The 24946-nt window shown below is 66.5% G+C and carries 27 protein-coding genes; 20 read left to right on the top strand and 7 right to left on the bottom strand.

Features of this window, described 5'->3' with window-relative positions; all coding sequences use genetic code 11:
- Nucleotides 1-13: 13 nt before the first annotated feature.
- From rplI to radA, 6 genes are all read left to right on the top strand, one after another.
- A complete protein-coding gene (gene rplI, locus ACXU4B_RS07285; protein WP_131409121.1) occupies nt 14-463 on the top strand; it encodes a 50S ribosomal protein L9 in 450 nt (149 codons plus the stop codon).
- Between the two features lie 194 nt (nt 464-657).
- Nucleotides 658-2085 carry a replicative DNA helicase gene (locus ACXU4B_RS07280; protein WP_131409118.1) on the top strand — a complete coding sequence of 476 codons (1428 nt, stop codon included), beginning with the start codon at nt 658-660 and terminating at the stop codon, nt 2083-2085.
- Between the two features lie 158 nt (nt 2086-2243).
- Entirely contained in the window at nt 2244-2396 is a 153-nt protein-coding gene (locus tag ACXU4B_RS07275) for a DUF3309 family protein (RefSeq protein WP_131409116.1), read from the top strand.
- 12 nt (nt 2397-2408) lie between these two features.
- Nucleotides 2409-2624: a hypothetical protein gene (locus tag ACXU4B_RS07270; protein WP_131409114.1), complete on the top strand. Its 216-nt coding sequence runs from the start codon at nt 2409-2411 to the stop codon at nt 2622-2624.
- Nucleotides 2625-2825: 201 nt separating this feature from the next.
- On the top strand, nt 2826-3914 hold the full coding sequence (gene alr / locus ACXU4B_RS07265) for an alanine racemase (protein ID WP_131409112.1): 1089 nt from the start codon (nt 2826-2828) through the stop codon (nt 3912-3914).
- Between the two features lie 78 nt (nt 3915-3992).
- Complete coding sequence (radA, locus tag ACXU4B_RS07260) at nt 3993-5375, top strand: DNA repair protein RadA (RefSeq protein ID WP_131409110.1); 1383 nt, start codon at nt 3993-3995, stop codon at nt 5373-5375.
- A gap of 421 nt (nt 5376-5796) precedes the next feature.
- Here radA and purU read toward each other — a convergent pair whose 3' ends face one another.
- Both purU and ACXU4B_RS07250 read right to left on the bottom strand, forming a co-directional pair.
- Complete coding sequence (gene purU / locus ACXU4B_RS07255; protein WP_131409108.1) at nt 5797-6654, bottom strand: formyltetrahydrofolate deformylase; 858 nt, start codon at nt 6652-6654, stop codon at nt 5797-5799.
- A gap of 5 nt (nt 6655-6659) precedes the next feature.
- Nucleotides 6660-7457: a cytochrome C assembly family protein gene (locus tag ACXU4B_RS07250; protein WP_131409106.1), complete on the bottom strand. Its 798-nt coding sequence runs from the start codon at nt 7455-7457 to the stop codon at nt 6660-6662.
- Between the two features lie 130 nt (nt 7458-7587).
- Between ACXU4B_RS07250 and ffh the strand changes: the two genes are divergently transcribed.
- The 5 genes from ffh (at nt 7588) to rplS (ending at nt 11151) form a co-directional block, all read left to right on the top strand.
- Nucleotides 7588-8970 carry a signal recognition particle protein gene (gene ffh, locus ACXU4B_RS07245; RefSeq protein WP_131409104.1) on the top strand — a complete coding sequence of 461 codons (1383 nt, stop codon included), beginning with the start codon at nt 7588-7590 and terminating at the stop codon, nt 8968-8970.
- A 177-nt stretch (nt 8971-9147) separates the two neighbouring features.
- Complete coding sequence (rpsP, locus tag ACXU4B_RS07240; protein ID WP_131409102.1) at nt 9148-9402, top strand: 30S ribosomal protein S16; 255 nt, start codon at nt 9148-9150, stop codon at nt 9400-9402.
- A 2-nt stretch (nt 9403-9404) separates the two neighbouring features.
- A complete protein-coding gene (gene rimM / locus ACXU4B_RS07235; protein WP_131409100.1) occupies nt 9405-9920 on the top strand; it encodes a ribosome maturation factor RimM in 516 nt (171 codons plus the stop codon).
- A gap of 33 nt (nt 9921-9953) precedes the next feature.
- Entirely contained in the window at nt 9954-10727 is a 774-nt protein-coding gene (gene trmD, locus ACXU4B_RS07230; RefSeq protein WP_131409098.1) for a tRNA (guanosine(37)-N1)-methyltransferase TrmD, read from the top strand.
- 31 nt (nt 10728-10758) lie between these two features.
- Complete coding sequence (gene rplS, locus ACXU4B_RS07225) at nt 10759-11151, top strand: 50S ribosomal protein L19 (RefSeq protein WP_131409096.1); 393 nt, start codon at nt 10759-10761, stop codon at nt 11149-11151.
- 643 nt (nt 11152-11794) lie between these two features.
- Here the strand turns inward: rplS and ACXU4B_RS07220 are convergent.
- Entirely contained in the window at nt 11795-13837 is a 2043-nt protein-coding gene (locus ACXU4B_RS07220; protein WP_131410428.1) for an EAL domain-containing response regulator, read from the bottom strand.
- A gap of 151 nt (nt 13838-13988) precedes the next feature.
- Nucleotides 13989-14999, bottom strand: coding sequence for an EF-P beta-lysylation protein EpmB (gene epmB / locus ACXU4B_RS07215; protein ID WP_131409094.1), 1011 nt, complete (start codon nt 14997-14999; stop codon nt 13989-13991).
- An 84-nt stretch (nt 15000-15083) separates the two neighbouring features.
- Here epmB and efp point away from each other — a divergent pair, with 84 nt between their 5' ends.
- The 8 genes from efp to ACXU4B_RS07175 all read left to right on the top strand — a co-directional run bounded on the left by efp (nt 15084) and on the right by ACXU4B_RS07175 (nt 21399).
- The gene (gene efp, locus ACXU4B_RS07210; protein ID WP_131409092.1) at nt 15084-15653 is read left to right on the top strand and encodes an elongation factor P; all 570 of its coding nucleotides are present in this window, start codon (nt 15084-15086) and stop codon (nt 15651-15653) included.
- A 275-nt stretch (nt 15654-15928) separates the two neighbouring features.
- The gene (locus ACXU4B_RS07205) at nt 15929-17269 is read left to right on the top strand and encodes a TRZ/ATZ family hydrolase (RefSeq protein ID WP_131409090.1); all 1341 of its coding nucleotides are present in this window, start codon (nt 15929-15931) and stop codon (nt 17267-17269) included.
- A gap of 11 nt (nt 17270-17280) precedes the next feature.
- Entirely contained in the window at nt 17281-17535 is a 255-nt protein-coding gene (locus ACXU4B_RS07200; RefSeq protein ID WP_131409089.1) for a YciI family protein, read from the top strand.
- A gap of 31 nt (nt 17536-17566) precedes the next feature.
- Nucleotides 17567-18313, top strand: a complete 747-nt coding sequence (gene ubiG / locus ACXU4B_RS07195) for a bifunctional 2-polyprenyl-6-hydroxyphenol methylase/3-demethylubiquinol 3-O-methyltransferase UbiG (protein ID WP_131409087.1) — start codon at nt 17567-17569, stop codon at nt 18311-18313.
- Nucleotides 18310-18990 carry an HAD family hydrolase gene (locus ACXU4B_RS07190; protein ID WP_131409085.1) on the top strand — a complete coding sequence of 227 codons (681 nt, stop codon included), beginning with the start codon at nt 18310-18312 and terminating at the stop codon, nt 18988-18990. Before ubiG ends, ACXU4B_RS07190 begins: the two co-directional genes overlap by 4 nt.
- Nucleotides 18987-19826, top strand: coding sequence for an isoprenoid biosynthesis enzyme family protein (locus ACXU4B_RS07185; RefSeq protein ID WP_131409083.1), 840 nt, complete (start codon nt 18987-18989; stop codon nt 19824-19826). The genes ACXU4B_RS07190 and ACXU4B_RS07185 overlap by 4 nt, the downstream gene beginning before the upstream one ends.
- Nucleotides 19827-19939: 113 nt before the next feature.
- The gene (folE2, locus tag ACXU4B_RS07180) at nt 19940-20893 is read left to right on the top strand and encodes a GTP cyclohydrolase FolE2 (RefSeq protein ID WP_131409081.1); all 954 of its coding nucleotides are present in this window, start codon (nt 19940-19942) and stop codon (nt 20891-20893) included.
- A 68-nt stretch (nt 20894-20961) separates the two neighbouring features.
- On the top strand, nt 20962-21399 hold the full coding sequence (locus tag ACXU4B_RS07175; protein ID WP_131409079.1) for a YbaY family lipoprotein: 438 nt from the start codon (nt 20962-20964) through the stop codon (nt 21397-21399).
- A gap of 44 nt (nt 21400-21443) precedes the next feature.
- Here ACXU4B_RS07175 and ACXU4B_RS07170 read toward each other — a convergent pair whose 3' ends face one another.
- Together ACXU4B_RS07170 and yidD are read right to left on the bottom strand one after the other, a co-directional pair.
- On the bottom strand, nt 21444-22781 hold the full coding sequence (locus ACXU4B_RS07170; RefSeq protein ID WP_131409077.1) for a dihydroorotase: 1338 nt from the start codon (nt 22779-22781) through the stop codon (nt 21444-21446).
- Nucleotides 22771-23031: a membrane protein insertion efficiency factor YidD gene (yidD, locus tag ACXU4B_RS07165; protein ID WP_131409075.1), complete on the bottom strand. Its 261-nt coding sequence runs from the start codon at nt 23029-23031 to the stop codon at nt 22771-22773. The genes ACXU4B_RS07170 and yidD overlap by 11 nt, the downstream gene beginning before the upstream one ends.
- Before the next feature lie 125 nt (nt 23032-23156).
- On the opposite strand from yidD, the gene dksA reads away from it, so the two are divergent.
- Nucleotides 23157-24308, top strand: coding sequence for an RNA polymerase-binding protein DksA (dksA, locus tag ACXU4B_RS07160; protein WP_131409074.1), 1152 nt, complete (start codon nt 23157-23159; stop codon nt 24306-24308).
- Between the two features lie 62 nt (nt 24309-24370).
- Here the strand turns inward: dksA and ACXU4B_RS07155 are convergent, their stop codons facing one another.
- Nucleotides 24371-24802 (bottom strand): SufE family protein, encoded by a 432-nt coding sequence (locus ACXU4B_RS07155; protein ID WP_131409072.1) that lies wholly within the window; start codon nt 24800-24802, stop codon nt 24371-24373.
- Between the last annotated feature and the right edge of the window lie 144 nt (nt 24803-24946).

The following is a 24946-nucleotide window of genomic DNA, read 5'->3' as shown; positions in this document are numbered from 1 at the left end:
AAAAGGAACCATCATGCAACTGATCCTTCTTGAGAAAGTCCGCAACCTCGGCAACCTTGGCGACAAGGTCAACGTGAAGCCGGGTTATGGCCGCAACTACCTGCTGCCGCAGGGCAAGGCCGTGCCGGTCAACGCCGCCAACCTCGAAGCTTTCGAGAAGCGCCGCGCCGAGTACGAAGCCAAGGCTGCTTCCCAGCTGTCGGGCGCCGAAGGCCGCAAGGCCAAGCTGGAAGGCGTCTCGGTGACCATCGCCGCGAACGCCAGCCCGGAAGGCAAGCTGTACGGCTCGGTCGGTCCGCGCGAAATCGCCGAGGCCCTCCAGGCTGCCGGCCAGGACGTGCACAAGGGTGAAGTGATCCAGGGCGAAGGCCCGATCCGCCACACCGGCGAGTTCGTTGCCGTGATCGCGCTGCACGCCGACGTGCAGACCCAGGTCACGGTGATCGTGGTCGGCGAAAAGTAAGCCGCCCATCGCCAATGCTGTACCCGGACGGGCGCCCCTGGGCGCCCGTCTGCTTTTGTGCCGGCACTTATCCACGCCTGCACACAGGTTATCCACAGACTTATTGTCTCGCGGCCTGAGATGGCGCCGCGTATGCTCTGTGCCCAACGTCATGCCGCCGACGCACCTGTGCCGGTCCGCTGCGAGGAATCTTGATGCCCTTCGTTACTGATCGTTCCGATCGCCCTGAGCGCCGCGGTCGTGCCGAGCGCAAGCTTCCTTCCAACATCGACGCGCTGCGCGTGCCGCCGAGTTCGATTGACGCTGAGCAGGCCGTACTGGGCGGCCTGATGCTGTCGCCGGACTCGCTGGACAAGGTGGCCGACCGCCTGGGCGAGCAGGATTTCTACCGCAAGGACCATCGCCTGATCTGGCGCGCCATCACCGAGCTGGCGGCCAAGGGCATGCCGTGCGATGCGGTGACCCTGGGCGACTGGTTCGAGGCCAACGGGCTGGGCGAGATGGTCGGCGGTGCCGGCTACCTGATCGAACTGGCCAACACCACGCCCAGCGCGGCGAATATCACCGCCTACGCGGAAATCGTGCGCGAGAAGTCGGTGCTGCGCCAGCTGATCGACGCCGGCACGGGCATCGCCGAGGACGGTTATCAGCCCGAAGGCATGGGCGTGCAGGAAGTGCTTGAGCGCGCCGAGCAGGCGGTGTTCAAGATCGCCGAGTCGGGTGCCCGCGGCAAGAAAGACACGGTGTCGATGCGCGAGGCGGTCAAGGACGCGTTCCGCATCCTCTCCGAGCGCTTTGAAAACAAGGGTCAGCTCACCGGCGTCTCCACCGGCTTTTCGGATCTGGACGAGCTCACCTCGGGCCTGCAGCCCTCCGACCTGATCATCGTCGCGGCGCGTCCCTCGATGGGCAAGACGGCGTTCTCGGTGAACATCGCCGAAGCGGTGGCGATGCGCGGCAAGAAGGCCGTGGCGATCTTTTCGATGGAAATGTCGGCCTCGCAGCTGGCCTTCCGCATGATTTCCTCGGTCGGCCGCATCCACGCGCAGCACCTGCGCAACGGCGACCTGGCCGAGGAAGACTGGCCGCGCGTCACCAACGCCATCGCCTTGCTCTCCGAGGCGAAGATCTTCATCGACGACACGCCCGGTCTGTCGCCGGTGGAAATGCGCTCGCGTTCACGCCGACTGCATCGCGAGCACGGCGGCCTTGGCTTGATCGTGATCGACTACCTGCAGTTGATGCAGGTGCCCGGCAACAAGGAAAACCGCGCTACCGAAATCTCGGAAATCTCGCGCTCGCTGAAGGGCCTGGCCAAGGAACTCAATTGCCCGGTGATCGCCCTGTCGCAGTTGAACCGCTCGCTGGAACAGCGCGCCGACAAGCGTCCGATGATGTCCGACCTGCGCGAATCCGGCGCTATCGAGCAGGACGCGGACGTGATCATGTTCATCTACCGCGACGAGTACTACAACAAGGAATCGCCCGATAAGGGCCTGGCCGAAATCATCATCGGCAAGCAGCGTAACGGCCCGACCGACACGGTGAAGCTCACCTTCCTGGGCCACTACACCAAGTTCGAGAACTACGCGCCCGACTCCTTCGTCGGCGCCTTCGAATGACGCGCTGAACCCGCGCCCGCGCGGTCAGGTACCGTTTCGCTTCGGGAACGGCGCCTGTATCGCGCCCGGCCTTTGCATCGCCTCCACATAAAACCGGGGCGAGGTTCACGTATCGCGGCGCACCCTCGTGGCGGGTTTTCACCCATGAGGTAAACCACATGTCGCTGATCCTTCTGCTCATCATCGTGTTGCTGCTGCTTGGCGCTGTCCCGGCGTGGCCGTATAGCCGGGGCTGGGGCTACGGGCCCAGCGGTGGCCTGGGCGTCATCCTGATCATCCTGATCGTCCTGCTGGTCATGGGCGTCATCTGACGGAGTGCTGCCATGAACAGGGCAATGACTTTCGGTGTGCTGCTCGGTGCCTGCGTGGGACTGGCCGGCTGCGGCAGCAGCACGCGCGTGGTGCAGAACAACGATACCTGCGGCAAGCAGATGACCGATCTGCAGGACGCGCTCAACTCCGGCGCCATGAGCCAGCACGAATACAACAAGGCCCGCCGTGTCGCCGTCGAGCGCTGCGAGAGCCGGGACAACCGCTAAGCGCGCGGCGCTTGCCGCTGCCCCGGGAAAGCCATGATGCAGGCAGGGGTCTGCCGCCATGGGGCGTTAGCGTGGAGGCAGTCGGGCGGCTTGGCATCGGCCGGGGCTGGTAAGCTTTGAGCCCTGGCCGGTCCTGCCGGCCCGCGTTTGTGTTCCGATCCTTCAACCATCATCGCGTCGCTGCACCGGCGCCAAGCAGGCATGAGCCGTACCACTGTCGCCACCATCCACCTGGGCGCGTTGCGCCACAACCTCGCCCGCATCAAGTCGCTGGCTGCGCCGGCCAAGGTGATGGCGGTGGTGAAAGCCGATGCCTATGGGCATGGGCTCGAGCGGGTGGCGCGCGCGCTGGACGGTGACGCCGACGCGTTCGCGGTGGCGGCACTGGGCGATGGCCTGCGCTTGCGTGCGGCGGGGCATCGCCAGCGCATCGTGGTGTTGTCGGGACCCGATCGCGCCAGCGATATCGCCGAAATGCAGCGCCTGAACCTCGATGCGGCGATCCATCACGAGGAGCAGCTGCAGTGGTTGAACGAGGCGTCGCCGGGTCGTGGCCCGCTGCGCGTGTGGCTGAAGGTGGACAGCGGCATGCACCGCCTGGGCTTCGCGCCGGAGGCCGTGGCCTTCGTCCATGCACAGCTGGCGGCCATGCCGGGCATCGATCCGGAAATCGGCCTGCTCACCCATTTTGCCGAATCGGAAGTGTTCGACGGCACCGAGACCCCGGCGCAGATCGCCCGCTTTGCCGAGGCCACGCGTGATTTGCGCGGCCCCCGTTCGCTGGCCAATTCCGCCGCCGTGCTCGGCTGGGCGGAAGCGCGCGCCGACTGGGTGCGTACCGGCGGGCTGCTGTATGGGCTGTCGGTGGTGGACGGCAAGACGGGCGAGGATTTTGGCTTCCGTCCGGCGATGACGCTGAGCACGCGCCTGATCGCCATCAATCGCATCACCAAGGGTGAGCGCATCGGCTACAACGGCACCTGGACCTGTCCCGAGGACATGTCGGTTGGCGTGGCGGCCGTGGGCTATGGCGACGGCTACCCGCGCAGCGCCGAGGCGGGCACGCCGGTGCTGGTGGGCGATCGCCGCGTGCCACTGATCGGGCGCGTGTCGATGGACCTGATCACGCTGGACCTGCGCCGCGCGCCAGACGCCAGGGTGGGCGACCGGGTGACGCTGTGGGGCCCGGAATTGCCGGTGGAAATCATCGCCGCCCAGGCCGGCACCATCTCCTACGACCTCACCTGCGGCATGACCCGTCGCGTGCTGTTCGTCGAAGACGAGCACTGACGGCGGTGCCGGCGTCTCGCCGGTTGCGATCGCCGCCCGCTAAGCTCCGCTCATTGCGCAACGCCCCGAGGAATCCGCATGGCCAAAGCCAAGACCGCCTATGTCTGCACCGATTGCGGGGCGGAACATTCCAAATGGCAGGGCCAATGCGTCGAGTGCGGCGTCTGGAACACCTTGAGCGAAATCGTGGTGCAGCCGGCGGTGAAGTCCGCGGGCGCCGCGCGCAGCACCAACGGCTACGCCGGTGCCGCGGCCGGATCGCCCAAGGTGACGCCGCTGACGGCGGTGGCGCTGACGGCGGAAACGCGCACGCTCACCGGTATCGGCGAACTCGATCGCGTGCTTGGCGGTGGCCTGGTGGACGGTTCGGTGGTGCTGATCGGCGGCGATCCGGGCATCGGCAAGTCCACCCTGCTGCTGCAGATGCTGGGCACGCTGGGTGCGCAGCTGCCCAGCGTCTACGTCACCGGCGAGGAATCGCTGGGCCAGGTGGCCTCGCGCGCTCAGCGCCTCGACCTGCCCCTGGCGCCCCTGCATGCGCTGGCCGAGACCTGCATCGAGCGCATCATCGAGCAGGCGCTGGCCAGCCGCCCACGCGTGCTGGTGATCGATTCCATCCAGACCATCTGGACCGAGCTGCTGACGGCAGCGCCGGGCTCGGTGAGCCAGGTGCGCGAATCGGCGGCCAAGCTCACCCGCTTCGCCAAGGAAACCGGTACCTCGGTGTTCCTGGTCGGCCACGTGACCAAGGAGGGCGGCATCGCCGGTCCGCGCGTGCTCGAGCACATGGTGGATGCCGTGCTGTATTTCGAAGGCGAATCCGGCAGCCGTTTCCGCGTGCTGCGCGCGTTCAAGAACCGCTTCGGCGCGGTGAACGAGCTGGGCGTGTTCGCCATGTCGGAGAAGGGGCTGCGCGAAGTGCCCAATCCCTCGGCGATCTTCCTGTCCGCACACAGCGGCCCGACCTCGGGCAGCGCGGTGATGGTGACCCGCGAGGGCACGCGGCCGTTGCTGGTCGAGGTGCAGGCGCTGGTGGACCAGTCCTCGCTGGGCAATCCGCGCCGCGTGGCGCTCGGCCTGGAGCAGAACCGCCTGGCCATGCTGCTGGCAGTCCTGCATCGCCATGGCGGCGTGGCCGCCTATGACCAGGACGTGTTCGTCAACGTTGTCGGCGGCATCCGCGTGCAGGAGACCGCGGCCGACTTGCCGGTGCTGCTGGCGGTGCTCTCATCCTTGCGCGATCGGCCGCTGCCGGAAAAGACCATCGCGTTCGGCGAAGTCGGCCTGTCCGGCGAGATCCGGCCCGTGCCCAACGGCGAGGAACGCCTGAAGGAAGCCGCGCATCACGGCTTCCTGCGCGCCATCGTGCCCAAGGCCAATGCGCCGAAGAAGGGCAGGGTGGGCGACATGGAAGTGGTGGCGGTGGAACGGCTGTCGCAGGGCATCGACGCCTGCCGCTAGCCGCTACGTTCCTCTCCCCAAAGGGGAGAGGATGGAGGTGAGGGGGCGGTGCTCGCGGTGGCGTGGATCGGGCGCGATCGTGTGGCGCTTTTCTCGCTTCGTTCCCAGGCATTGTCGCCCGCTTGCCGCTTGCGCAGCGGGCGTTTCGACCTCCTGCCGGAGGCCGAGTCACTTTTCTCTTGCTGGCCCAAGAGAAAAGTAACCCAAAGAGAATGGCCTCAAGAGCTCGCGGCAAAGGGTTGGATACAGGCCGGAACGGTCTTTGGGCCTCGAAGCGGGACGCCTCCGCCTCTGCGTAGCCGCTTCACTGCAACGCGCCATGACGTAGAGGGCTTAGAGCCGAGCGCTGCGTGCTTTTACTCCCTCTCCCCAAAGGGGAGAGGGAGCAACGCCACCGATTGGCGCGAGGGACGTCGTCCACTCAGGACGTAAAGACCACCGTCTTGCTGCCATTGAGCAGCACGCGATCATCGAGGTAGAGCCGCAGCGTGCGCGCCAGCACGCGGCGTTCGATATCGCGGCCGATGCGGATCAGGTCTTCGGGCGTATCGCCATGCGCGACGCGCTCGATATCCTGTTCGATGATCGGCCCTTCGTCCAGGTCAGGGGTCACGAAGTGCGCGGTGGCGCCGATCAGCTTGACCCCGCGGCGATGCGCCTGGTGATACGGCCGCGCGCCCTTGAAGCCGGGCAGGAACGAGTGATGGATGTTGATGCAGCGACCGGCCAGTCGCTGCGCCAGCCCGGGCGACAGCACCTGCATGTAGCGCGCGAGCACCACCAGTTCGGCGCCGCTATGTTCGATCAGCGACCACAGCTGCGCTTCCTGCGCGGCCTTGTCGTGCCTGCTGGTCGGCAGGTAATGGAACGGAATGGCGTCGAAATCGAGATGGCGATAGGTGTCGCGCGGATGGTTGGCCACGATGCCGACGATCTCCATCGGCAGTTCGCCGATGCGCCAGCGGTAGAGCACGTCGGCGAGGCAGTGGTCGAACCTGGAAACCAGCAGCAGCACGCGGCGATGCCGGGCGCGGTCGCGCAGTGTCCATTGCATCGCGAACGCGTCCGCGACGGGTGCGAAGCCCGCTCGCCATGCGTCCGGGGACAACCCCGTCGACTCGAACACCAGGCGCATGAAGAAACGCTGCGTCTCGGCGTCGCCGAATTGCTGCGCCTCGACGATGTTGCAGCCGCCGGCGCAAAGGTGTCCCGACACCGCGGCCACGATGCCCGCGCGATCAGGGCAGGACAGGGTGAGCACGTACTGGTCGGCGGCCATGGCGGTCAGGGCGTGCGATGCAGGATCAGTTCCAGCACCGCCTTGGTGCCGAAGAAGGCGAGCAGCAGCACGCCCATGCCGATCAGGGTGAGATTCACCGCGCCGCGGCCACGCCAGCCGTAGCGCCAGCGGCCGTAGAGCAGGGCGCCGAAGACCAGCCACGCGATGATCGACAGCACCGTCTTGTGCACCAGGTGCTGGCCGAACAGGTTGTCGACGAACAGGATGCCGCTGAGCAGCGTCAGCGTGAGCAGCACGAAGCCGCCGCCGATCAGGCGAAACAGCAGCGTCTCGGTCAGGGTCAGCGGCGGCAACGCGCGCAGCCACGGTCCGAACTGGCGATGACGCAAGGCGCGCTCCTGCACCGCCAGCAGGATGGCCAGGGCAGCGGCGATCGACAACACGCTGAAGGCGAGCAAGGCGACGGTGACATGCAGCTTGATCTGCCATTCCAGCGGTTCGGGCGAGGTGGTCGGCGCCATGAAGCTGTCTGCAGCCAGCAACAGCGCGGTGAGCGGGAACACGATGACGCCCAGCGCCGCGACCGGTCGCCAGATGTTCACCACCAGGGTCAGCGCGGAAACCACGCAGGCCATCAGCGAGAGCGCAGCGAAGAAATGCAGGTCCAGCGAGCCGCGGTGGATGCCCAGCAGGATGCCGGCGTGGATGAGTACCGCACCGCCTGCCAGGACCAGGGCCGAGCGATTGAACGGCTTGCCGCCGCTCAACAGCGGTCGCGCCAGTCCGGCGGCGGCAGTCAGGTACAGGGCGATGGCGAGCAGGGCAAAGAGGGTGATGGCCATGACGGCGGAGTGTAGGGGGTAAGGTGGGTGGCTGTGCAGCGGGCGCCAGGCGGCGCGGGAAAACGCCGAGGTCGGCCCCGTGCCCGAGGTCCGCTATACTCTGCGATCCTCTTACGTTGCCGCATCCCTTATGTTCGAGTCGCTCAGCCAACGCCTGTCCGCCACTGTCAACCGCCTGCGCGGCCGCGGTCGCCTGACCGAGGAGAACATCCGCGAGTCATTGCGCGAAGTGCGCATCGCCCTGCTGGAGGCGGACGTGGCCCTGCCCGTGGTGCAGGCCCTGATCGAGCGCGTGAAGGTGCGCGCGGTCGGCCAGGAAGTGCTCAAGAGCCTGTCGCCGGGCCAGGCGCTGGTGAAGGTGGTCAGCGACGAGCTGACGGCGCTGATGGGCACGGCCAATACCGAGCTCAACCTCGCCCAGCAGCCGCCTGCGGTGGTGCTGATGGCGGGCCTGCAGGGCGCGGGCAAGACCACCACGGTGGCCAAGCTCGCCCGCTTCCTGACCGAGCGCAAGAAGAAAAAGGTGATGGTGGTGAGCTGCGACGTGTACCGTCCGGCCGCCATCGAACAGCTGCGCACGCTGGCCGAGCAGGTCGGCGTGAAGTTCTTCCCGTCCGAGGCGGGCCAGAACCCGGTCGATATCGCCAGGAACGCCATCGCCGCCGCGCGCCGCGAAGTGGTGGACGTGCTGCTGGTCGATACCGCCGGTCGCCTGCACGTGGACGAAGCGATGATGGCGGAGATCAAGGCGCTGCACGCCGCGATCACGCCGATCGAAACCCTGTTCGTGGTCGACTCCATGACCGGCCAGGACGCGGCCAATACCGCCAAGGCGTTCGCCGAGGCGCTGCCGCTCACCGGCGTGGTGCTGACCAAGACCGATGGCGATGCCCGCGGCGGCGCGGCCCTGTCGGTGCGCTATGTCACCGGGCGGCCGATCAAGTTCCTGGGCGCCGGCGAAAAGACCGATGCGCTGGAGCCGTTCCATCCCGATCGCGTGGCGCAGCGCATCCTCGGCATGGGCGACGTGCTGTCGCTGGTCGAGGAAGTGGAGCGCAAGGTCGACCACGAGAAGGCGCAGAAGCTGGCCGAGAAGGTCATCAAGGGCAAGCGCTTCGATCTCAACGACATGCGCGACCAGCTCGAGCAGATGACCAACATGGGCGGCCTGGCCGGCCTGATGGACAAGCTGCCGGGCGTGTCGGGCCTGCCCGACAACGTGAAATCCAAGATCAACGACGGTGAGATCAAGCGCATGGTCGCGATCATCCAGTCGATGACCAAGAAGGAACGCCGTCACCCGGACCTGCTGAACGGTTCCCGCCGCGCCCGCGTGGCGCGCGGTTCCGGCACCCAGCCGGCCGACGTCAACCGTCTGCTCAAGCAGTACATGCAGATGGAAAAGATGATGTCCAAGCTCTCCAAGGGTGGCTCCAAGGGTCTGCTGCGGCAGATGCGTGGCGCCATGAAGGGCATGGGCGGCATGGGCGGCGGCTTGCCGCCGATGCGCTGAGAGCGGGGGCGAGGGAGCAGGGTCCGGCCAAGGGTTTTTGCCTCTTCGCCACGCATGCCTGGTCGCCGCTTTCGCCCCAACCCCTTCCTTTTTCCTCAAAATTCATTAAAATGCCGCGTTTACCGCGCACGGCCTCGTGCGTGCTGCCGGCATACGGCAATTCTGGAGCTTTTACTTATGGTCAAGATTCGTCTTTCGCGCGGCGGCGCCAAGGGCCGTCCGTTCTACCACATCGTTGTCACCGATCAGCGCAGCAAGCGCGACGGTCGCAGCATCGAGAACGTGGGTTACTACAATCCGGTTGCGTCGGGCAAGGACAAGCGCCTTGAGCTGAACGTCGCCCGCGTGCAGGAATGGGTTTCCAAGGGTGCGCAGCTGACCGACAAGGTCGCGTCCCTGGTGAAGGAAGCCGGCAAGCAGCAGGCTGCCTGAGCATGACGGCAGCCGGCCGGCGCGTCCTGGTCGGACGCATCGTCGGGCTGTACGGCGTGCAGGGCTGGCTCAAGATCGAATCCTGGACCGAGCCCCGCACGCGGATCTTCAGTTACCAACCCTGGCAGCTGGCAACGGCGCCGGATGTGGCAACCGAGATCACGGGAGTCAAGGGTCGTCCGCAGGGCAAGGGGCTCATCGCCCAGTTTCCCGGAGTGGATGGCCGCGACGCTGCGGCGGCGCTGGTGGGGCAGGACATTTATGTCGCCCGCGAGCTGCTGCCGCCTCCCGGCAAGGACGAGTATTACTGGGTCGATCTCGAGGGTCTTGAGGTCGTCACCACGGAAGGCGTGGCATTGGGTCGGGTCAGTCACCTGTTCGCGACCGGCGCCAACGACGTCGTGGTAGTGAAGGACGGTACGCGCGAGCGGCTGGTTCCTTTCATCCAGGGTTCTTATGTGCGTTCGGTGGACTTGTCCGGCGGGCGCATGGTGGTGGACTGGGATCCTGAATTCTGAGCGCGCCTGGCGCGGCACCAAGGGTTGAGGATCATGCGCATCGATGTCGTCACGCTGTTTCCCGACTTCATGCGTCAGTGTGCTGCCGTCGGTGTCGTGGGACGTGCGCAGCAGCGTGAGTTGCTGCAGGTGGAAGCCTGGAACCCACGCGACTACGCCACCGACAATTACCGCACCGTGGACGGCCGCACCTGCGGCGGCGGACCCGGGATGGTGATGCTGATCCAGCCTTTGCGGGCGGCCCTCAAGGCCATGCGCGAGGCAGCACCGGAACCGGTGCATGTGATTTACCTCAGTCCGCAGGGAGCGCGGCTGACGCAGGGCAGGGTGGAAGCGCTGGCGAAGTTGCCGCGCATCGCCTTGCTTTGTGGGCGTTACGAAGGTGTGGACGAGCGTCTGCTGGCGCACGAGGTCGACGAGGAGCTCTCCATCGGCGATTATGTGCTGTCCGGTGGCGAGCTGGGTGCCGCGGTGATCATCGATGCCGTGGGCCGCTTGCAGGAGGGCGCGTTGAACGACGCGCAGTCGGCGCAGCAGGATTCGTTTTCGGATGGCCTGCTCGATTGCCCGCACTTTGCAAAACCGGTGCATGACGCGCTGGGAGACGTACCGGATGTGTTGCTTTCCGGTGATCACGCGGCCATTCGCCGCTGGCGCCTGAAGCAATCGCTGGGACGGACCTGGTTGCGGCGTCCCGACCTTTTGGCGCAGCGCGCGCTGGATGCAGAATCCCGAGCGCTGTTGGATGAATTCCGCCGCGAGCATGCACGATCGCAGACGCGGCACAACGATGCAGTCGAACCGTGACTGCAGCAATTGATATCAAACAGGTGTTGCCATGAACAAACTCATTGAACAGTTCGAAGCCGAGCAGATCACCCGCCAGCTGCCGGAATTCGGCCCTGGCGACACCGTGGTGGTCAACGTGAAGGTGAAGGAAGGCAATCGCGAGCGCGTCCAGGCGTTCGAGGGTGTCGTCATCGCCAAGCGCAGCCGCGGCCTGCATTCGGCCTTCACCGTGCGCAAGATCTCGCACGGCACCGGCGTGGAGCGCGTGTTCCAGGCGCATAGCCCGGCCATCGACTCGCTGGAAGTGAAGCGCAAGGGCAAGGTGCGTGGCGCCAAGCTGTACTACCTGCGCAACCTGGAAGGCAAGGCTGCCCGCATCAAGGAAGACATCGCCGCCGTCTCCGCCGCCAAGGCCGCGAAGAAGGCTGCCGCCGCCGAGTAATCCCGGCGCGACACCGATGCACACAAGAAACCCGCGGAGCGATCCGCGGGTTTCTTGCTTTGGCTTTTGGTTTTCTTCCTCTCCCCGGCGAGGAGCGGATGGAGGTGAGGGGCGGGTGCTCGCGACAAGGCTTCCATCAAGCACGCCTTGAACTAAAGCCGCCGCAAGATTGACTCCTCACCCCAACCCTCTCCCCAAAGGGGAGAGGAAGCAAAACGCGCAGCGCTCGGCTTTAAGTCCTCTGCGCCGTGGCGCGTTGCAGTGAAGCGGCTATGTGGCGGCGAAGACGCTCGCAATCCGGCTCCGGAACCTTCTCTGGCTTCTATCCCACGCAATGCTATGGGCCTTTAAGGCCATTCTCTTTGGGTTACTTTTCTCTGACTCCGGGCATCCTGCCCTCCGCCCTTCGGGCCGGCTTCGCCGTTCGCACGCGCTCCTGCGCGTGCGTGGGCCAGCAAGAGAAAAGTGACTCGGCCTCCGGCAGGAGGTCGAAACGCCCGCTGCGCAAGCGGCAAGCTGGCGACGGCGCCTGGGAAAAATGCGAGCCGAGACGAGAACCACAGGCACACGCATGAATACACGCTACCGCGAGCACGCACCCCGCACCCCAACCCTCTCCCCGGAGGGAGAGGGGGCATGGCGCTCAGGTGAGCCGCTGGGGTTCCTGCAGGAAGTTGCCCTGCACGAAGTCCACGCCGCAGGCGAACAGCAGCGACGTGCTCGCCGCGTCCTCGACCCATTCGGCGATGGTCTGCTTCTTCAGCTCGCGCGCCTGGCGGCAGATCTCCGCCACCTTGCGCTGGCTCTCCGGCTGCTGCGGCAGGTCGGACATGTAGCTGCGGTCGATCTTCAGGTAGTCCGCGTCGATATGGTTGAGCAGCTGGAATGAATTCAGGCCTGAGCCGAACTGCTCCAGCGCGAACTGGCCACCGGTCTTTTTCCAGGCCTGGATGAACTCCTGGGCCGGTCGCAGCGAGGTCACCACCTTGCTCTCGGTCATTTCCAGCACCAGCTGGCCATGCTTGAGCGCCGCCTTCTTCATCCGCGCACCCAGCCAGGACAGCAGCTCGGCGTCGTGCAGCGAGCTGGACGTGAGCTTCACGAACAGGGTGCTGGGCGAACCCATGCGCTCGCGCGCGATGAGCACTTCGAGGGCCTGGTTGAGCACCCAGCGGTCGATGGCCGGGGTGAGGTTGTGCTTCTCGGCGATGGGCATGAAGAAGCCCGGCAGCACTTCGCCCTGCGGGCCATTGAGGCGCAGCAGGATTTCGGAGAACTCGCCCTCGGCGTCCTGCAGGCTGATCGTCTGCTGGTGATAGAGCACGAAGTCGTCCTGGGTGAGCGCCTGCTGCAGCACGCCCAGCCAGTAGCGCTCGCGTTCCTCGTCGGCCTTTTCGCGGGCGGCGGGGTCGTGCAGGTCGCTGCGATTGCCGCCCTGGCTCTGCGCGTTGCGCAGTGCCTGGCTGGCCTGGTTGAGCAGCAGCTCGGTGTTGGCGTTGCGCTCGCCCAGCAGGCTGCCGCCGATGCTCGCGGTAATCGTGATCGAGCGCGTGCCCAGGTCGAAGATGCCGCCGGAAATGCCTTGCTGCAGCCCGGTGATCCAGTTCTTGATGCCCTCGTCGTTGCGCGAATGGAGCAGCACGCCGACGGTGTGTTCGGCCAGCAGGCCGGCGGTGTCATGCGCGCCCAGCTGCGCCTCCACGCGTGCGGCGAACGCGGCCAGCAGCTCGTCGGCCTTGGACAGGCCGACGCCGGCCACGATGGACTGCCAGTTGTCCGGTTCGATCAGCAGCAGCGACTGCCCCTTGGTGCCCTCGGTGGCCGCGGCCACCGCCTGGTCGATGCATTCGAGCATGCGTGCGCGGTTGAACAGGCCGGTGACAGGGTCGCGCTGCAGCTGCTCGATCATGTTCTGATCGACCTGCTGGCGCCGGAACACGATCTGCAGGCAGGGCTCGCCCTCGAAGGTGGCGTGCGCGAATTCCACATTGGCCTTGAAGCTGCTGGCATCGGCGCGGCGGGCCTGCAGCTCGATCGGCCCATTGGGCTTCTCGCCGCGCGACAGGCCCTTGAGCGTGTTCTTGAACAGGTCGGTGTCGCTGGACCCGATCATGTCCAGCACCGGCAGGCCCAGCAGTTCGTCAAACTCGGTATAGCCGAAGGTGTCGAGATAGGCCTGGTTGGCGCGCACGTGCATGCCTTCGTGCACGTAGGCGATGGGATCGTTGGACGAGTCGAGCAGCGCATCGCAACGGCGCTCGGATTCGCGCAGGGCCGTTTCCAGGCGGCGCAGCTGCCGGCGCGTGTTGAGCGCCTCGAACTCGCGCTGGATCACCGCCATCAGCTGCCTCGGCTGCGGGCGCAAGGCCACGCTGCGGGCGCCGTTGGCGAACAGGTCCGTGACCACGGCGTTGTCGACCTGGCTGACCAGGGCGATCAGCGAGAGATCGCGCCCGTGGGCGTCGAGCATGCGGGTGAGGTCGCGAAGCTCCAGCGTGCCCACGGCGGGGTCATACAGCACCACGTCGGGGCCGAGCTCGTCCAGCGCCGCCGAGACCTGCTCGGTGCTGGTGGCGCGGGCGGGGCGCACGGCAATGCCGCTGTTGCGGAGCAGGCTGATGATCTGTTCCGCATCTTCGACCGACTTTTCGATGAAAAGGATCTTGATGACCTGGTCTGTTTTCATGGGCACGTCGAGCTATCCATTGTTCGCCGCTGCTGGAATACCTGCCATGGCAGCAGGGGGCGGTCCGCCCATGGTTGTAGCGGATTCCGCAGGCCACTGCCAGCGAAAATATTCCGGGAGTGACGCGGCCCACAGGTGTGCGTCGTTTTGGTTACACCGGCCGCTTGGAGCCCTCGCCGCCCACTTCGCGCACCAGCTTGGGCACCAGATAGCCGGGCAGGCGGTCGCGCAGCGCCTCGACCAGGGCCCTGGCCCGGGCGTCGTCCACCTCGAAATGCGCCGAGCCCTGCACGCGGTCGAGCTGGTGCAGGTAGTAAGGCAGGACGCCGGCGGCAAACATGCGCTCGGACAGCGCGGCCAGGGTGTCGGCATCGTCATTGACGCCGCGCAGCAGCACGGACTGGTTGAGCAAGGTGGCACCGGCCTCGCGCAGGCGTGCGCAGGCCGCATCGACCCCGGCGTCGAACTCGTTGGCGTGGTTGACGTGCAGCACCACCACCTTCTGCAGCGGAAGCTCGGCCAGCCAGCGCTGGAAGCCCTCGTCGACGCGCTCGGGCAGCACGACGGGCAGGCGGGTATGGATGCGCAGGCGGATGACGTGGGGAAGCTCGGCCAACCCCTGGCTCAGTTCCTCCAGCTTGGCGGTGGCCAGCGCCAGCGGATCGCCGCCGGAGAGCAGCAGTTCGCGGATCGAACCGTCCTGCCGCACATGCTCCAGCGCCTTGCGCCACCGGCCGGCCGCGGCCATTTCGTCGCCGTAGGGAAAGTGCCGGCGAAAGCAGTAGCGGCAGTTGATGGCACAGCTGCCGCTGGCGATCAGCAGCGCGCGGCCATCGTATTTGTGCAGCACCCCCTGGGCCGAGCGGGCGTCCATGTCTCCCACGGCGTCGGTGCCGAAACCGTCCACCTGCTGCAGTTCGGCCAGCTGCGGCAAGACCTGCAGCAGCAAGGGGTCGCGCTCGTCGCCGTGGCGCATGCGCGCCACGAAGCCGCGCGGCACGCGCACGGAAAAGCCCGCGTCATCGGCGGGCAGGCGGTCGGCCAGGTGCTCCAGCCCGACCAGGGCCAGCAACTCGGCCGGGTCGGTGACGGCCTCGCGCCACAGCGTGCGCCAGTCGGGTCCGGGCGGTGATAGGCGGGCAGCGTGGCTTGCGGTTATCATATTGGGTCTTGAATCGGGCCCCGGGCCCGGGAAACCCCATATTCTAGCTGCCTGTCGGCGGCGTCACATCTGGAGCGCAATCGCATGGCTACCGCCGGTCTCAACGACGTCAAGAAGGGTATGAAGATCCTTCACAACAATGACCCCTGGGTCATTACCGACGCCGACTTCATCAAGCCCGGCAAGGGTCAGGCATTCACCCGCATCTTCATCCGCAACCTGAAGAACGGTCGCACCAGCGAGTCGACGATGAAGTCCAGCGACAGCTTCGAAGTCGCCGACGTCGTCGATACCGACATGCAGTACCTGTACTCCGACGGCGAGTTCTGGCACTTCATGCACCAGGAAAGCTTCGAGCAGCACCAGGCCACCAAGGCTGGCATGGGCGATGCGGTGAAGTGGCTCAAGGGCGAAGAAGAGTGCGTGGTGACGCTGTTCAACGGCGAAATCATCTCCGTGCAGGCGCCGAACTTCGTCGAGCTGAAGATCACCGAGACCGATCCGGGCCTGCGTGGCGATACCTCGGGCGGCGGCGGCAAGCCGGCCACCCTGGAAACGGGCGCCGTGGTCCGCGTGCCGCTGTTCGTCACCACCGATGAAGTCATCAAGGTCGACACCCGCACGGGCGAATACGTCAGCCGCGTCGGCAAGTGACGCACTGGCCCGCGCGCTTGCGCGCGGCTTGCCAATGCGTCATCCCTGCGAAAGCAGGGATCCAGTGAAATACGCAGTGCGAAGCACGCTTTTTTGTTTTTCGTGCCGCCTAAAGCAACGTCACTGGATGACCAGCCATTCGGCTGTTGCAAGGCGCCTCCAGCTTTCGCTGGAATGACGAGCTGAAAATCGTCATGCCGATGGTGAATCATGGGGCGGCCACCGCGAGGTGATCCGCCCCATGTCGTATCCAACAATCGAAAAGTGAGCCCAGGATGAGCCAGACCATTCCGCAACCCGTCGACCTGCTGATCGAAGCGCGCTGGGTGGTGCCCGTGGAACCCCATGGCATCGTGCTCGACCATCATGCGGTGGCCGTCGACAAGGGCGCCATCGTGGCGCTGCTGCCCGTGGCAGAGGCGCGGGTGGCCTATGCGCCGCGTGATCGCGTCGAGCTGGGCGAGCACGTCTTGATCCCGGGCCTGGTCAACACGCATACGCACAACCCGATGACCCTGCTGCGTGGCCTCGCCGACGACCTGCCGCTGATGGTGTGGCTGCAAAAGCACATCTGGCCGGTCGAGGGCCAGGTCATCGGGCCGGAGTTCGTGCGTGATGGCGTCGAGCTGGCGGTGGCCGAGATGATCCGTGGCGGCACCACCTGCGCCAACGAGAACTACTTCTTCCCCGACGTGATCGGCGCGACCTACCGTCGCATGGGCTTCCGTGCCGTGGTGGGCCTGCCGGTGATCGAGTTCCCCACCGCGTGGGCGAAGACGCAGGACGAATATTTCGAGCGTGCGACGGAAGTGCATGACAGCTTCCTCGGCGACGCGCTGGTCGGCACGGCGTTTGCCCCGCACGCGCCGTACACGGTGTCGGACCAGAGCCTCGAGCGCATCCGCGTGCTGTCCGACCAGCTCGACATCCAGGTGCACCTGCACACGCACGAGACCGCGCACGAAGTCGAAGAGGAGAAGGCCAAGAGCGGCCTGCGCCCGTTCCAGCGGCTGCAGAAGCTGGGCCTGGTCAACGACCGCCTGATCGCCGTGCACATGACCCAGCTGACCGATGGTGAAATCGCCGCGTGTGCGGAAGCCGGCGTGTCGGTCGTGCATTGCCCGGAATCCAACCTCAAGCTGGCTTCGGGCTTCTGTCCCGCCGAGAAGCTGCGCCGGGCCGGCGTCAACGTGGCGCTGGGCACCGATGGCTGCGCATCCAACAACGACCTGGACATGTTCGGCGAGATGCGCACCGCCGCCTTGCTGGCCAAGGCCGTTGCCGGCGATGCGGCCGCATTCGACGCGGCCTATGCGCTGCGCGCGGCCACGCTCAACGGGGCGCGTGCGATGGGACTGGAAGCCCGGATCGGTTCGATCGAAGTCGGCAAGCAGGCCGATCTCGCCGCCGTGCGCCTGTCGGACCTGGAGACGCAGCCGCTGTTCCATGTCGCTTCGCAATTGGCCTATGCCACCAGCCGCCATCAGGTCAGCGACGTGTGGATCAACGGCGTGCGCAAGCTCGCCGGCCGCGTGCTGACCGATATCGATACCGACGCGGTGCTGGCCAAGACGCATGCCTGGCGCGAGCGCATCGCCGCGATCGACGCGGGTTGAGGGGACGCCCGGTGAATCGTTACCTGGTCATGGTCATGCGCCGTCCCCACTTCGATCCTGCGATGGTCCAGCGGCACAAGGATTTCCTGGAAGGCCTGCGCGCGGGTGGAACCCTTGAGATGACGGGTGGGTTCAGCGACAAGTCCGGCGGTGCCTATGTGCTGCGCGTCGACAGCATGGACGAAGCGCTGGCGATCGCGCACCAGGATCCGGCCCACCTGAGTGGTGGCTGGGATATCACGGTCTACGAATGGCAGGCGCGTTAAGCTCTGCACCCAGCGTCAAAGGAAGCTTTCCATGCAAGCCGCAGCCAATGTAAGCCCCGAGGAAATCGCCCGTTTCGGCAAGCTTGCCGCGCGTTGGTGGGATCCCGATGGCGAATCCCGGCCGTTGCACGACCTCAATCCCGTGCGTGCTGCCTATGTCGCCGCGCGCGTGGACTTGCGCCACGCCAGGGTTGCCGACGTGGGGTGCGGCGGCGGCCTGCTGAGCGAGTCGCTGGCCCGCGCCGGCGCGCAGGTCACCGGCATCGACCTCGGTGAGAAGGTGATCGAGATTGCGCGCCTGCATCTGCACGAATCGCGGCTGGAAACGCCGGGCCTCGCGGTTGATTACCGCGTGCAGTCATCGGCGGAACTGGCTGCGGCCGAGCCCGCCAGTTTCGATGCGGTCTGCTGCATGGAGCTGATCGAGCACGTGCCTGATCCGGCGGCACTGGTGAACGACCTCGCGCGCATGGTCAAGCCCGGTGGCGTGGTGGTCATGTCCACCCTCAATCGCACGCCGGCCGCGTTTGGTGCGGCCATCCTCGGTGCCGAGTACATCATGCGCATGTTGCCGCGTGGCACGCATCACTACGCGCAGTTCCTCAAGCCGTCGGAGCTGGGCCGCCTGATGCGCCATGCAGGGCTGGAGCCGGAGGACGTTTCCGGCCTCGGCTACAACCCGCTCAACCGCAAGGCGTGGCTCAGCCGCATCACCTCGGTGAACTACCTGATCAGCGCCCGTTCCACCGAAGCACCGAGTGGTCGCAAGCCCGCATGAAGCCTTTTCCCGATCACCTCCAGGGCGTGCTGTTCGATCTCGATGGCACCTTGCTGGACAGCGCCGCCGACCTGTATGCCGCGCTGAAAGTGCAGTGCGGGGAAATGGGCGTGGCGGTGCCCGCCTATGAGCCCGTGCGCGACGTGGTGTCGCGCGGTTCGCGGGCGATCCTGCGTTGCGCGTTCCCGCATGTCGACGAGGCGGCACTCGCAGCGCTGGTGCCTCGCTACCTGGTGCTTTACCAGGCGCTGATGGCCGAGCAGACGCGTGCCTTCGACGGCGTCGACGAACTGCTGGCGACGATCGAAGAGCGCGGCCTGGGCTGGGGCATCGTCACCAACAAGCCGGGCTTCCTGACCGACGAGCTGGTGCAGCGCATCGGCTGGGGTCACCGTGCTGCGGCAGTGGTGTCGGGCGATACCTTGCCGGTGAAAAAGCCCGATCCCGCGCCCGTGCTGCTGGCCTGCGAGCGTGCGGGACTGGAGCCGGCGCGTTGCCTGTTCGTCGGCGACGATCGCCGCGACGTGCTGGCCGGCCATGCGGCCGGCCTCTATACCGTCGCCGTGCGCTGGGGTTACCTCGATGGCGGCGACCCGGACCAGTGGGGTGCCGACCTGGTGATCGATCATCCCGCCGACCTGCGCGCGCGACTGTTGCATCAGCGGGCCACCGCATGACCGCGAATGCGCTGCAAAGCTATATCGACAAATGGCTCGCGGTGCAGCCGCAGCAGCGCATCGCGCTGGCGTTCGTCGACCAGGACACCTACCCGGGGCATATCGCGCTGGCCGCGCTCGAGCAGGAGCTGCTCGCCGCCGCCTATGGCATCCGCGAGCCGCAGGTGGCGGCAACCAAGCTCAACTGGTGGGCGGAAGAGCTCTCCGCCGCCGCTGCCAGCGGTGGCCGCCATCCGCTGACCCAGGTGCTGTTCGACGACGAGCGCGCCCACGCCTTGCCGAGCGAGCAGTGGGTCGCGCCGGTACTCGCCGCGATGGCGCAGCTGGAACAGGGCACCGCCGCCGATTTTCCGGCCCAGCTGGCGGCAGGTTCGCTGCTGCACGGCGCCCTGGCGGCGCTGGAGACCGCCTGGTGGTTCGGGCCTGGCGCCTCGCACGAACGGGCTGCCCGCGTCGCCACGCTGTCCCATCTGCTGTTTGCCCTGCTCAGACTGGAAGAGGATGTCGAGCGCGATCGCCTCGCCTTGCCGATGACGCGGCTGGCCCGCCATGGCCTGAGCCGAGGCCAGCTGCGGATGGCCAGCGCCGCGCGCGAAGATGCGATCCGGGCCCAGCTGGACGACCTGCACGCGGCATGGCGCGAATCGGAGCGCTTGCCGGGCCCGCTCAGCGCTTTTCGCGGGCTGGAGTCGCGCCATGGCCGGGCCATGGTGGCGCGCGCCCGCACCGCCCCGGACCCGCTGTCGGTGCTGCGCAAGGGGCAGGGCCGGCAGGGGCCGGCCGTGGCCTGGCAGGCGTGGCAGGCCGCGCGCGCCTGGCGTCGCCAGGTGGATTGAACTGGCGGGGACGCAGCGTTTCCGTCACGCCACTATTGCGAGGCTGGCGACCTGCCCCAAGATTGATGTCGCTCGCGGCGGCTTATCCGCCCGCTGGAACATAGGATTCCCCCATGTATACCGAGGAAAACACCGCCCGCCTGCTGCCTGACGTGGCGGTTCATGCCCAGCCGCATCTGGTGGGGGCGCTGGATTGGGTCGGCATGGACGGCATCGAAGTGCCGGTGCGGTTCGACGCCGGCGACGGCGATGCGCAGCGCGCCAGTGCCCGCGTCGGTGCCTTCGTGAACCTCAAGCGCCCGGACAAGCGCGGCATCCACATGTCGCGGCTCTACCTGCTGGTCGAACAGGCGCTGAGCACCCAGACGCTGAGCGCCCGTTCGCTGCACGACCTGCTGCGCGGCTTCCTGGATTCCCACAAGGATCTCTCCGACCGCGCCTGCCTGAGCATCCGCTTCGAGCATCTGGTGCGCCGCCCCGCCTTGCGCAGCAGCAACAGCGGCTGGCGCGCGTATCCGGTGTGCATCGAGGCGAGCCTCGTCGGCGACTCGTTCCTGCTCGAGTTCGGTACCGAAATCGTCTATTCGTCGACCTGTCCGGCGTCGGCCGCCTTGTCGCGCCAGGTGATCCAGGATCAGTTTGCGAAGGACTTCGCTGCGACTGCGCCGCTGGATCATGCCGCCGTGCTGGCCTGGCTGGGCAGCGAAAAGGGCATCGTGGCGACGCCGCATGCCCAGCGCAGCATTGCGCGGGTGCGGGTGCGTCCGGCCGACGGCGCGGCGTTCGACCTGATCCGCCTGATCGACCAGGCCGAGCAGGCGCTGGGCACGCCGGTGCAGACCGCGGTGAAGCGCGAGGACGAGCAGGCCTTCGCGCTCGCCAACGGCAGCAACCTGATGTTCTGTGAGGACGCAGCGCGTCGCATCCAGAAGACGCTGGACGCCGATGAAGGCCTGAGCGACTTCCACATTCGCGTGGAACACCAGGAAAGCCTGCATCCGCACGACGCCGTGGCCTATGCCAGCAAGGGCGTCGTCGGTGGTTACGCGGGCAAGGGCTGCGCCTGAGCTGGCGTCAGGGCATCGCCTGTTAGCATCGCGGGAGCCTCTCGCCAGGCTCCCCACAGGAGATCCCCATGCAGTTCCGCCTTCCATGGCTCGTCGCCGGCACGCTGGCCCTCGCAGCCTGCTCGATGTTCCCGCATCACGCAGGGGGCGATGCGCCGCCCGCCCACCAGTCGCTGATGAAGTCGATCACCGGCGACATCCGCTACGACCTGCCGCAGCCACTGCCCGCGGGCGCATATCTCAAGGTGACGCTGGCCGACGTGAGTCGCCAGGACGTGGCGGCCCGCACCATCAGCGAGGAAACCATCCAGCCGGTGGGCGCCTCGCCGGTGGATTTCCTCATCAGCTATGACCCGGCCGACTTGCGCGATGGCGTCGACTTCGCCCTCAGCGTGCGCCTGCAGCAGGGCGACAAGTTGCTGGCGATCAACGATACGCGCGTCAGCGTGCTGGGTCGTTCGGGCGAAAAGGGGCCGGTGAGCGTGCTGCTCAAGGCCGTGCCGTAAGGCCTTCACTGGCGAGGTCGGGCGACCTCGCCAGTGGCCCCGCATCAGCGCTGGAAGGCCAGGCGCTGGCCGCGCACGCTCTCGTCGACGGCTTGGCCATTCCACACGCGCTGGCCGTTCACGAAGGTGGCCGCGATGGAGCTGTTGAAGGTATAGCCCTCGAACGGCGACCACGCGCATTTGGAAAGCACTTCTTCGCGGCGGACGGTGTGCGGCCTGTTCGGATCCACCAGCACCAGGTCGGCCGCGTAGCCTTCGCGCAGGAAGCCACGATCCTTCACGTCGAACAGCGTGGCCGGCGCATGCGTCACCGCCTCGACCACGCGCTCCAGCGTGAGCTTGCCCTCGAACACACGTTGCAGGGCGGCCTGCAGTGCAAACTGCACCAGCGGCAAGCCACTGGGCGCCTTGTCGTACAGCTGGGCCTTTTCCTCCAGCAGGTGCGGTGCGTGATCGGTGGCGAGCACGTCGATGCGGCTTTCGGCCAGTGCCCTGATGATGGCTTCGCGGTCGGCGGCAGTCTTCACCGCCGGGTTGCACTTGATCAGGAAACCGAGCCGCTCGTAGTCGCGGTCGTCGAAGTGCAGGAAGTGCACGCAGGTTTCCGCGGTGATGCGCTTGCCCTTCAGCGGGCCGGGTTCGAACAGCGCCAGTTCGTCCGCGGTGGAGATATGCAGCACGTGCAGGCGGCTGTTGTGGCGCCGTGCCAGCTCGATGGCCAGGCGCGTGGACTTGATGCAGGCTTCGCGCGAGCGGATCAGCGGGTGTTCCCAGGCGGGGATGTCCTCGCCATACCGGGCGTGCGCCGCGGCGAGGTTCACGTCGATCATCGGCGTGTCCTCGCAGTGCGTGATGATCGGCGTGGGCGCCTCGCGGAAGATCCCGTCGAGCACTTCGGGATTGTCCACCAGCATGTTGCCGGTGGAGGCGCCCATGAAGACCTTGATGCCCGGCGCGGCCAGCGGGTCAAGTCGACGGATGGCTTCCAGGTTGTCGTTGCTGGCGCCCATGTAGAACGCGTAGTTCACCGCCGAGGTTTCCGCCGCGCGGGCGTACTTGGCTTCGAGGCTGTCGCGATCGAGCGCCGGCGGCTTGGTATTGGGCATCTCCATGTAGCTGGTGATGCCGCCGGCGGCGCAGGCGCGCGATTCGTGCGCGATGTCCGCCTTGTGGGTAAGGCCCGGTTCACGGAAGTGCACCTGGTCGTCGATCATGCCGGGGAACAGCCACAGCCCGCTCGCGTCGACCACCTGTTCGCCAGGGCGGGCGTCGAGATCGCCGGCAATGGCGTCGATGCGGCCCTGCTTCACCCGCACATCGGCATGGAAGCGGCGGCCTTCGTTGACCAGTTCGGCGTTCTTGATCAGCCAGTCAGTGGACATGGTTTTCTCCAGGAGTGCGGCAACGGCGGAAGGTAAACTGTTCGGGCACGGGGTCCTCCCCGCCCTCGCAAAGGGGCTGGCAGCGGAGCAGTCGCCACCCGGCCAAAGCGCCGCCACGCAGCGGACCGAAGCGCACGACCGCAATACGTGCATAATCGGAGCAGCTGGGATGGAAGCGGCAGCGCTGACCCAGCAGGGGGCTTAGCCAGCGCTTGTAGAAGCCGAGCAGTAGAAGTATTAGTCGGGTCACGACGGTTTGACGCTGCCGAAACAGCTTGCGGCATGTAGTGGCGCAAGTATTCCAGAAGCACGGTTGCCGGTGTAAGGCACTTGGGCTATAACACCCGGCCGCCAAGGCCAAAATGGTGAAGGGAAATGGCGAAAACGACGCGTAGTGCGACAGCCACCAAGCCGCAGAAGGGAAAGCCTGCTGGCAAGGTGAAAGACGTCAAGGCCGGCAAGAAGGCTGCCGCTGGCGGACGGGGTGTGAAAGCGGCTGCGGCCAGGCCTGCCGCCAAGTCGGCTCCGGCCAAGAAACCGGTGGCCAAGAAGCCGGCGGCCAAGAAAGTCGTGGCCAAAAAGGCCGCGGTGAAGAAGCCCGTTGCCAAAAAGGCGCCTGCCAAGGCTCCCGCCAAGCGTGTCGTCGTGAAGAAAGCCGCTCCCAAGCCGCAGGCCAGGAAGGCTGCGCCGGCCAAGAAGCCAGCGCCGGCCAAGAAACCACCCGCCGGCAAGGCGGTCGCCAAGAAAGTGGCCAAGCCCGCCGCCAGGAAGGTAGTGGCGCCGGTCAAGAAACAACCGCCCAAGGCTGTTGCCAAGCCGGCTCCCGCGCCGGTGAAGACGGCCAAGGCAGCACCGGCCAAGCCCACCGCCAGCGCACCGCCAGCCAAGCCCGCCGCGGCCAGGCAGGCGGCACCGGCGCCGGTGAAGGCAGCACCGGTGACTCCCGAGCCGGCGAAGCCCGCTACGCCCCCAATTGCGGGTAAAGTAGCCAGTGCCACCGCTCGTCATACCACTCCCAAAAAGCAGAAAGCCCAGCAGTCCTCGATGAACAAATCTGCAACTCTCGATAACGGCATTACCCGCGAAGACGGCCGCTACGCGCTGCCTTCCACGACCACGATCGATCTGCCCAAGGGTTATCGTCCCTCGAACGACGAGGAGTACATGAACCCGCGGCACCTGGCCTTCTTCCGCAACAAGCTGCGCGAATGGCGCGAACAGCTGGTGGAAGAGTCGCGCCAGACCATGGAGAACCTGCGTGACGAAGTGCGCGACGTGGGCGACGAAGCCGAGCGCGCCACCCGCGAAACGGAGAACTCGCTGGAACTGCGCACGCGCGACCGCTACCGCAAGCTGATCTCCAAGATCGACAAGGCGCTGCGTCGCATTGAAGAAGGTCGTTACGGCTACTGCGAGGAAACCGACGAGGAAATCGGCGTCGAGCGTCTCGAGGCACGCCCGATCGCCACGCTGTCGCTGGACGCGCAGGAGCGCCGCGAACACCTGCAGAAGCAGATGGGCGACTGATCCACCGGTTGCCGTGCGTACCGACAAGGCCCCGCCAGCGTGCGGGGCCTTGTTTTTTGGGCTCAGGCCAGCGTCGCGGCGGCGTATGCCTTGAGCTTGGCGAGCATCGCGGCCAGGCCGTTCGAGCGCGTGGGCGACAGGTGCTTGGCCAGGCCGATCGCTTCAATGAAGCGCGGCTCGGTGGCGACGATGTCGCGGGCGGCGCGGTCGGAATAGACGCGTAGCACCAGCGCGATCAGGCCGGAGACAATCGCCGAGTCGCTGCTGGCCTGGAAATGCAGGCGGTCCACGCTGCCGCTGGGTACCAGCCAGACCATCGACTGGCAGCCGTGCACGCGGTAGTCCTCGGTCTTCAGTTCTTCCGGGAAGGGCGGCAGTTGCTTGCCCAGGTCGATCAGGTACTGGTAGCGCTCGGTCCAGTCGCCAAAGAAGGCGAACTCGTCGACGATGTCCTGCTGCGCCTGTTCGGCGCTGGGTGTGGCAATGGCATTCATGCGCGCATTATCGCGCGTTTTGCCGGATTGCCGCCTTATTCCTTCTCCTCTGCGGGGAGAGGGGCAGGGTGAGGGGCGGGTGCTCGCGCCGAGGTTTCTACAGCGCCAGCCTTGATCAGGGCTTGTCGCAAGATTGGCCCCTCA

This window comes from Dyella soli (assembly GCF_054482295.1).
This window is presented reverse-complemented; position numbering and strand designations above follow the sequence as displayed.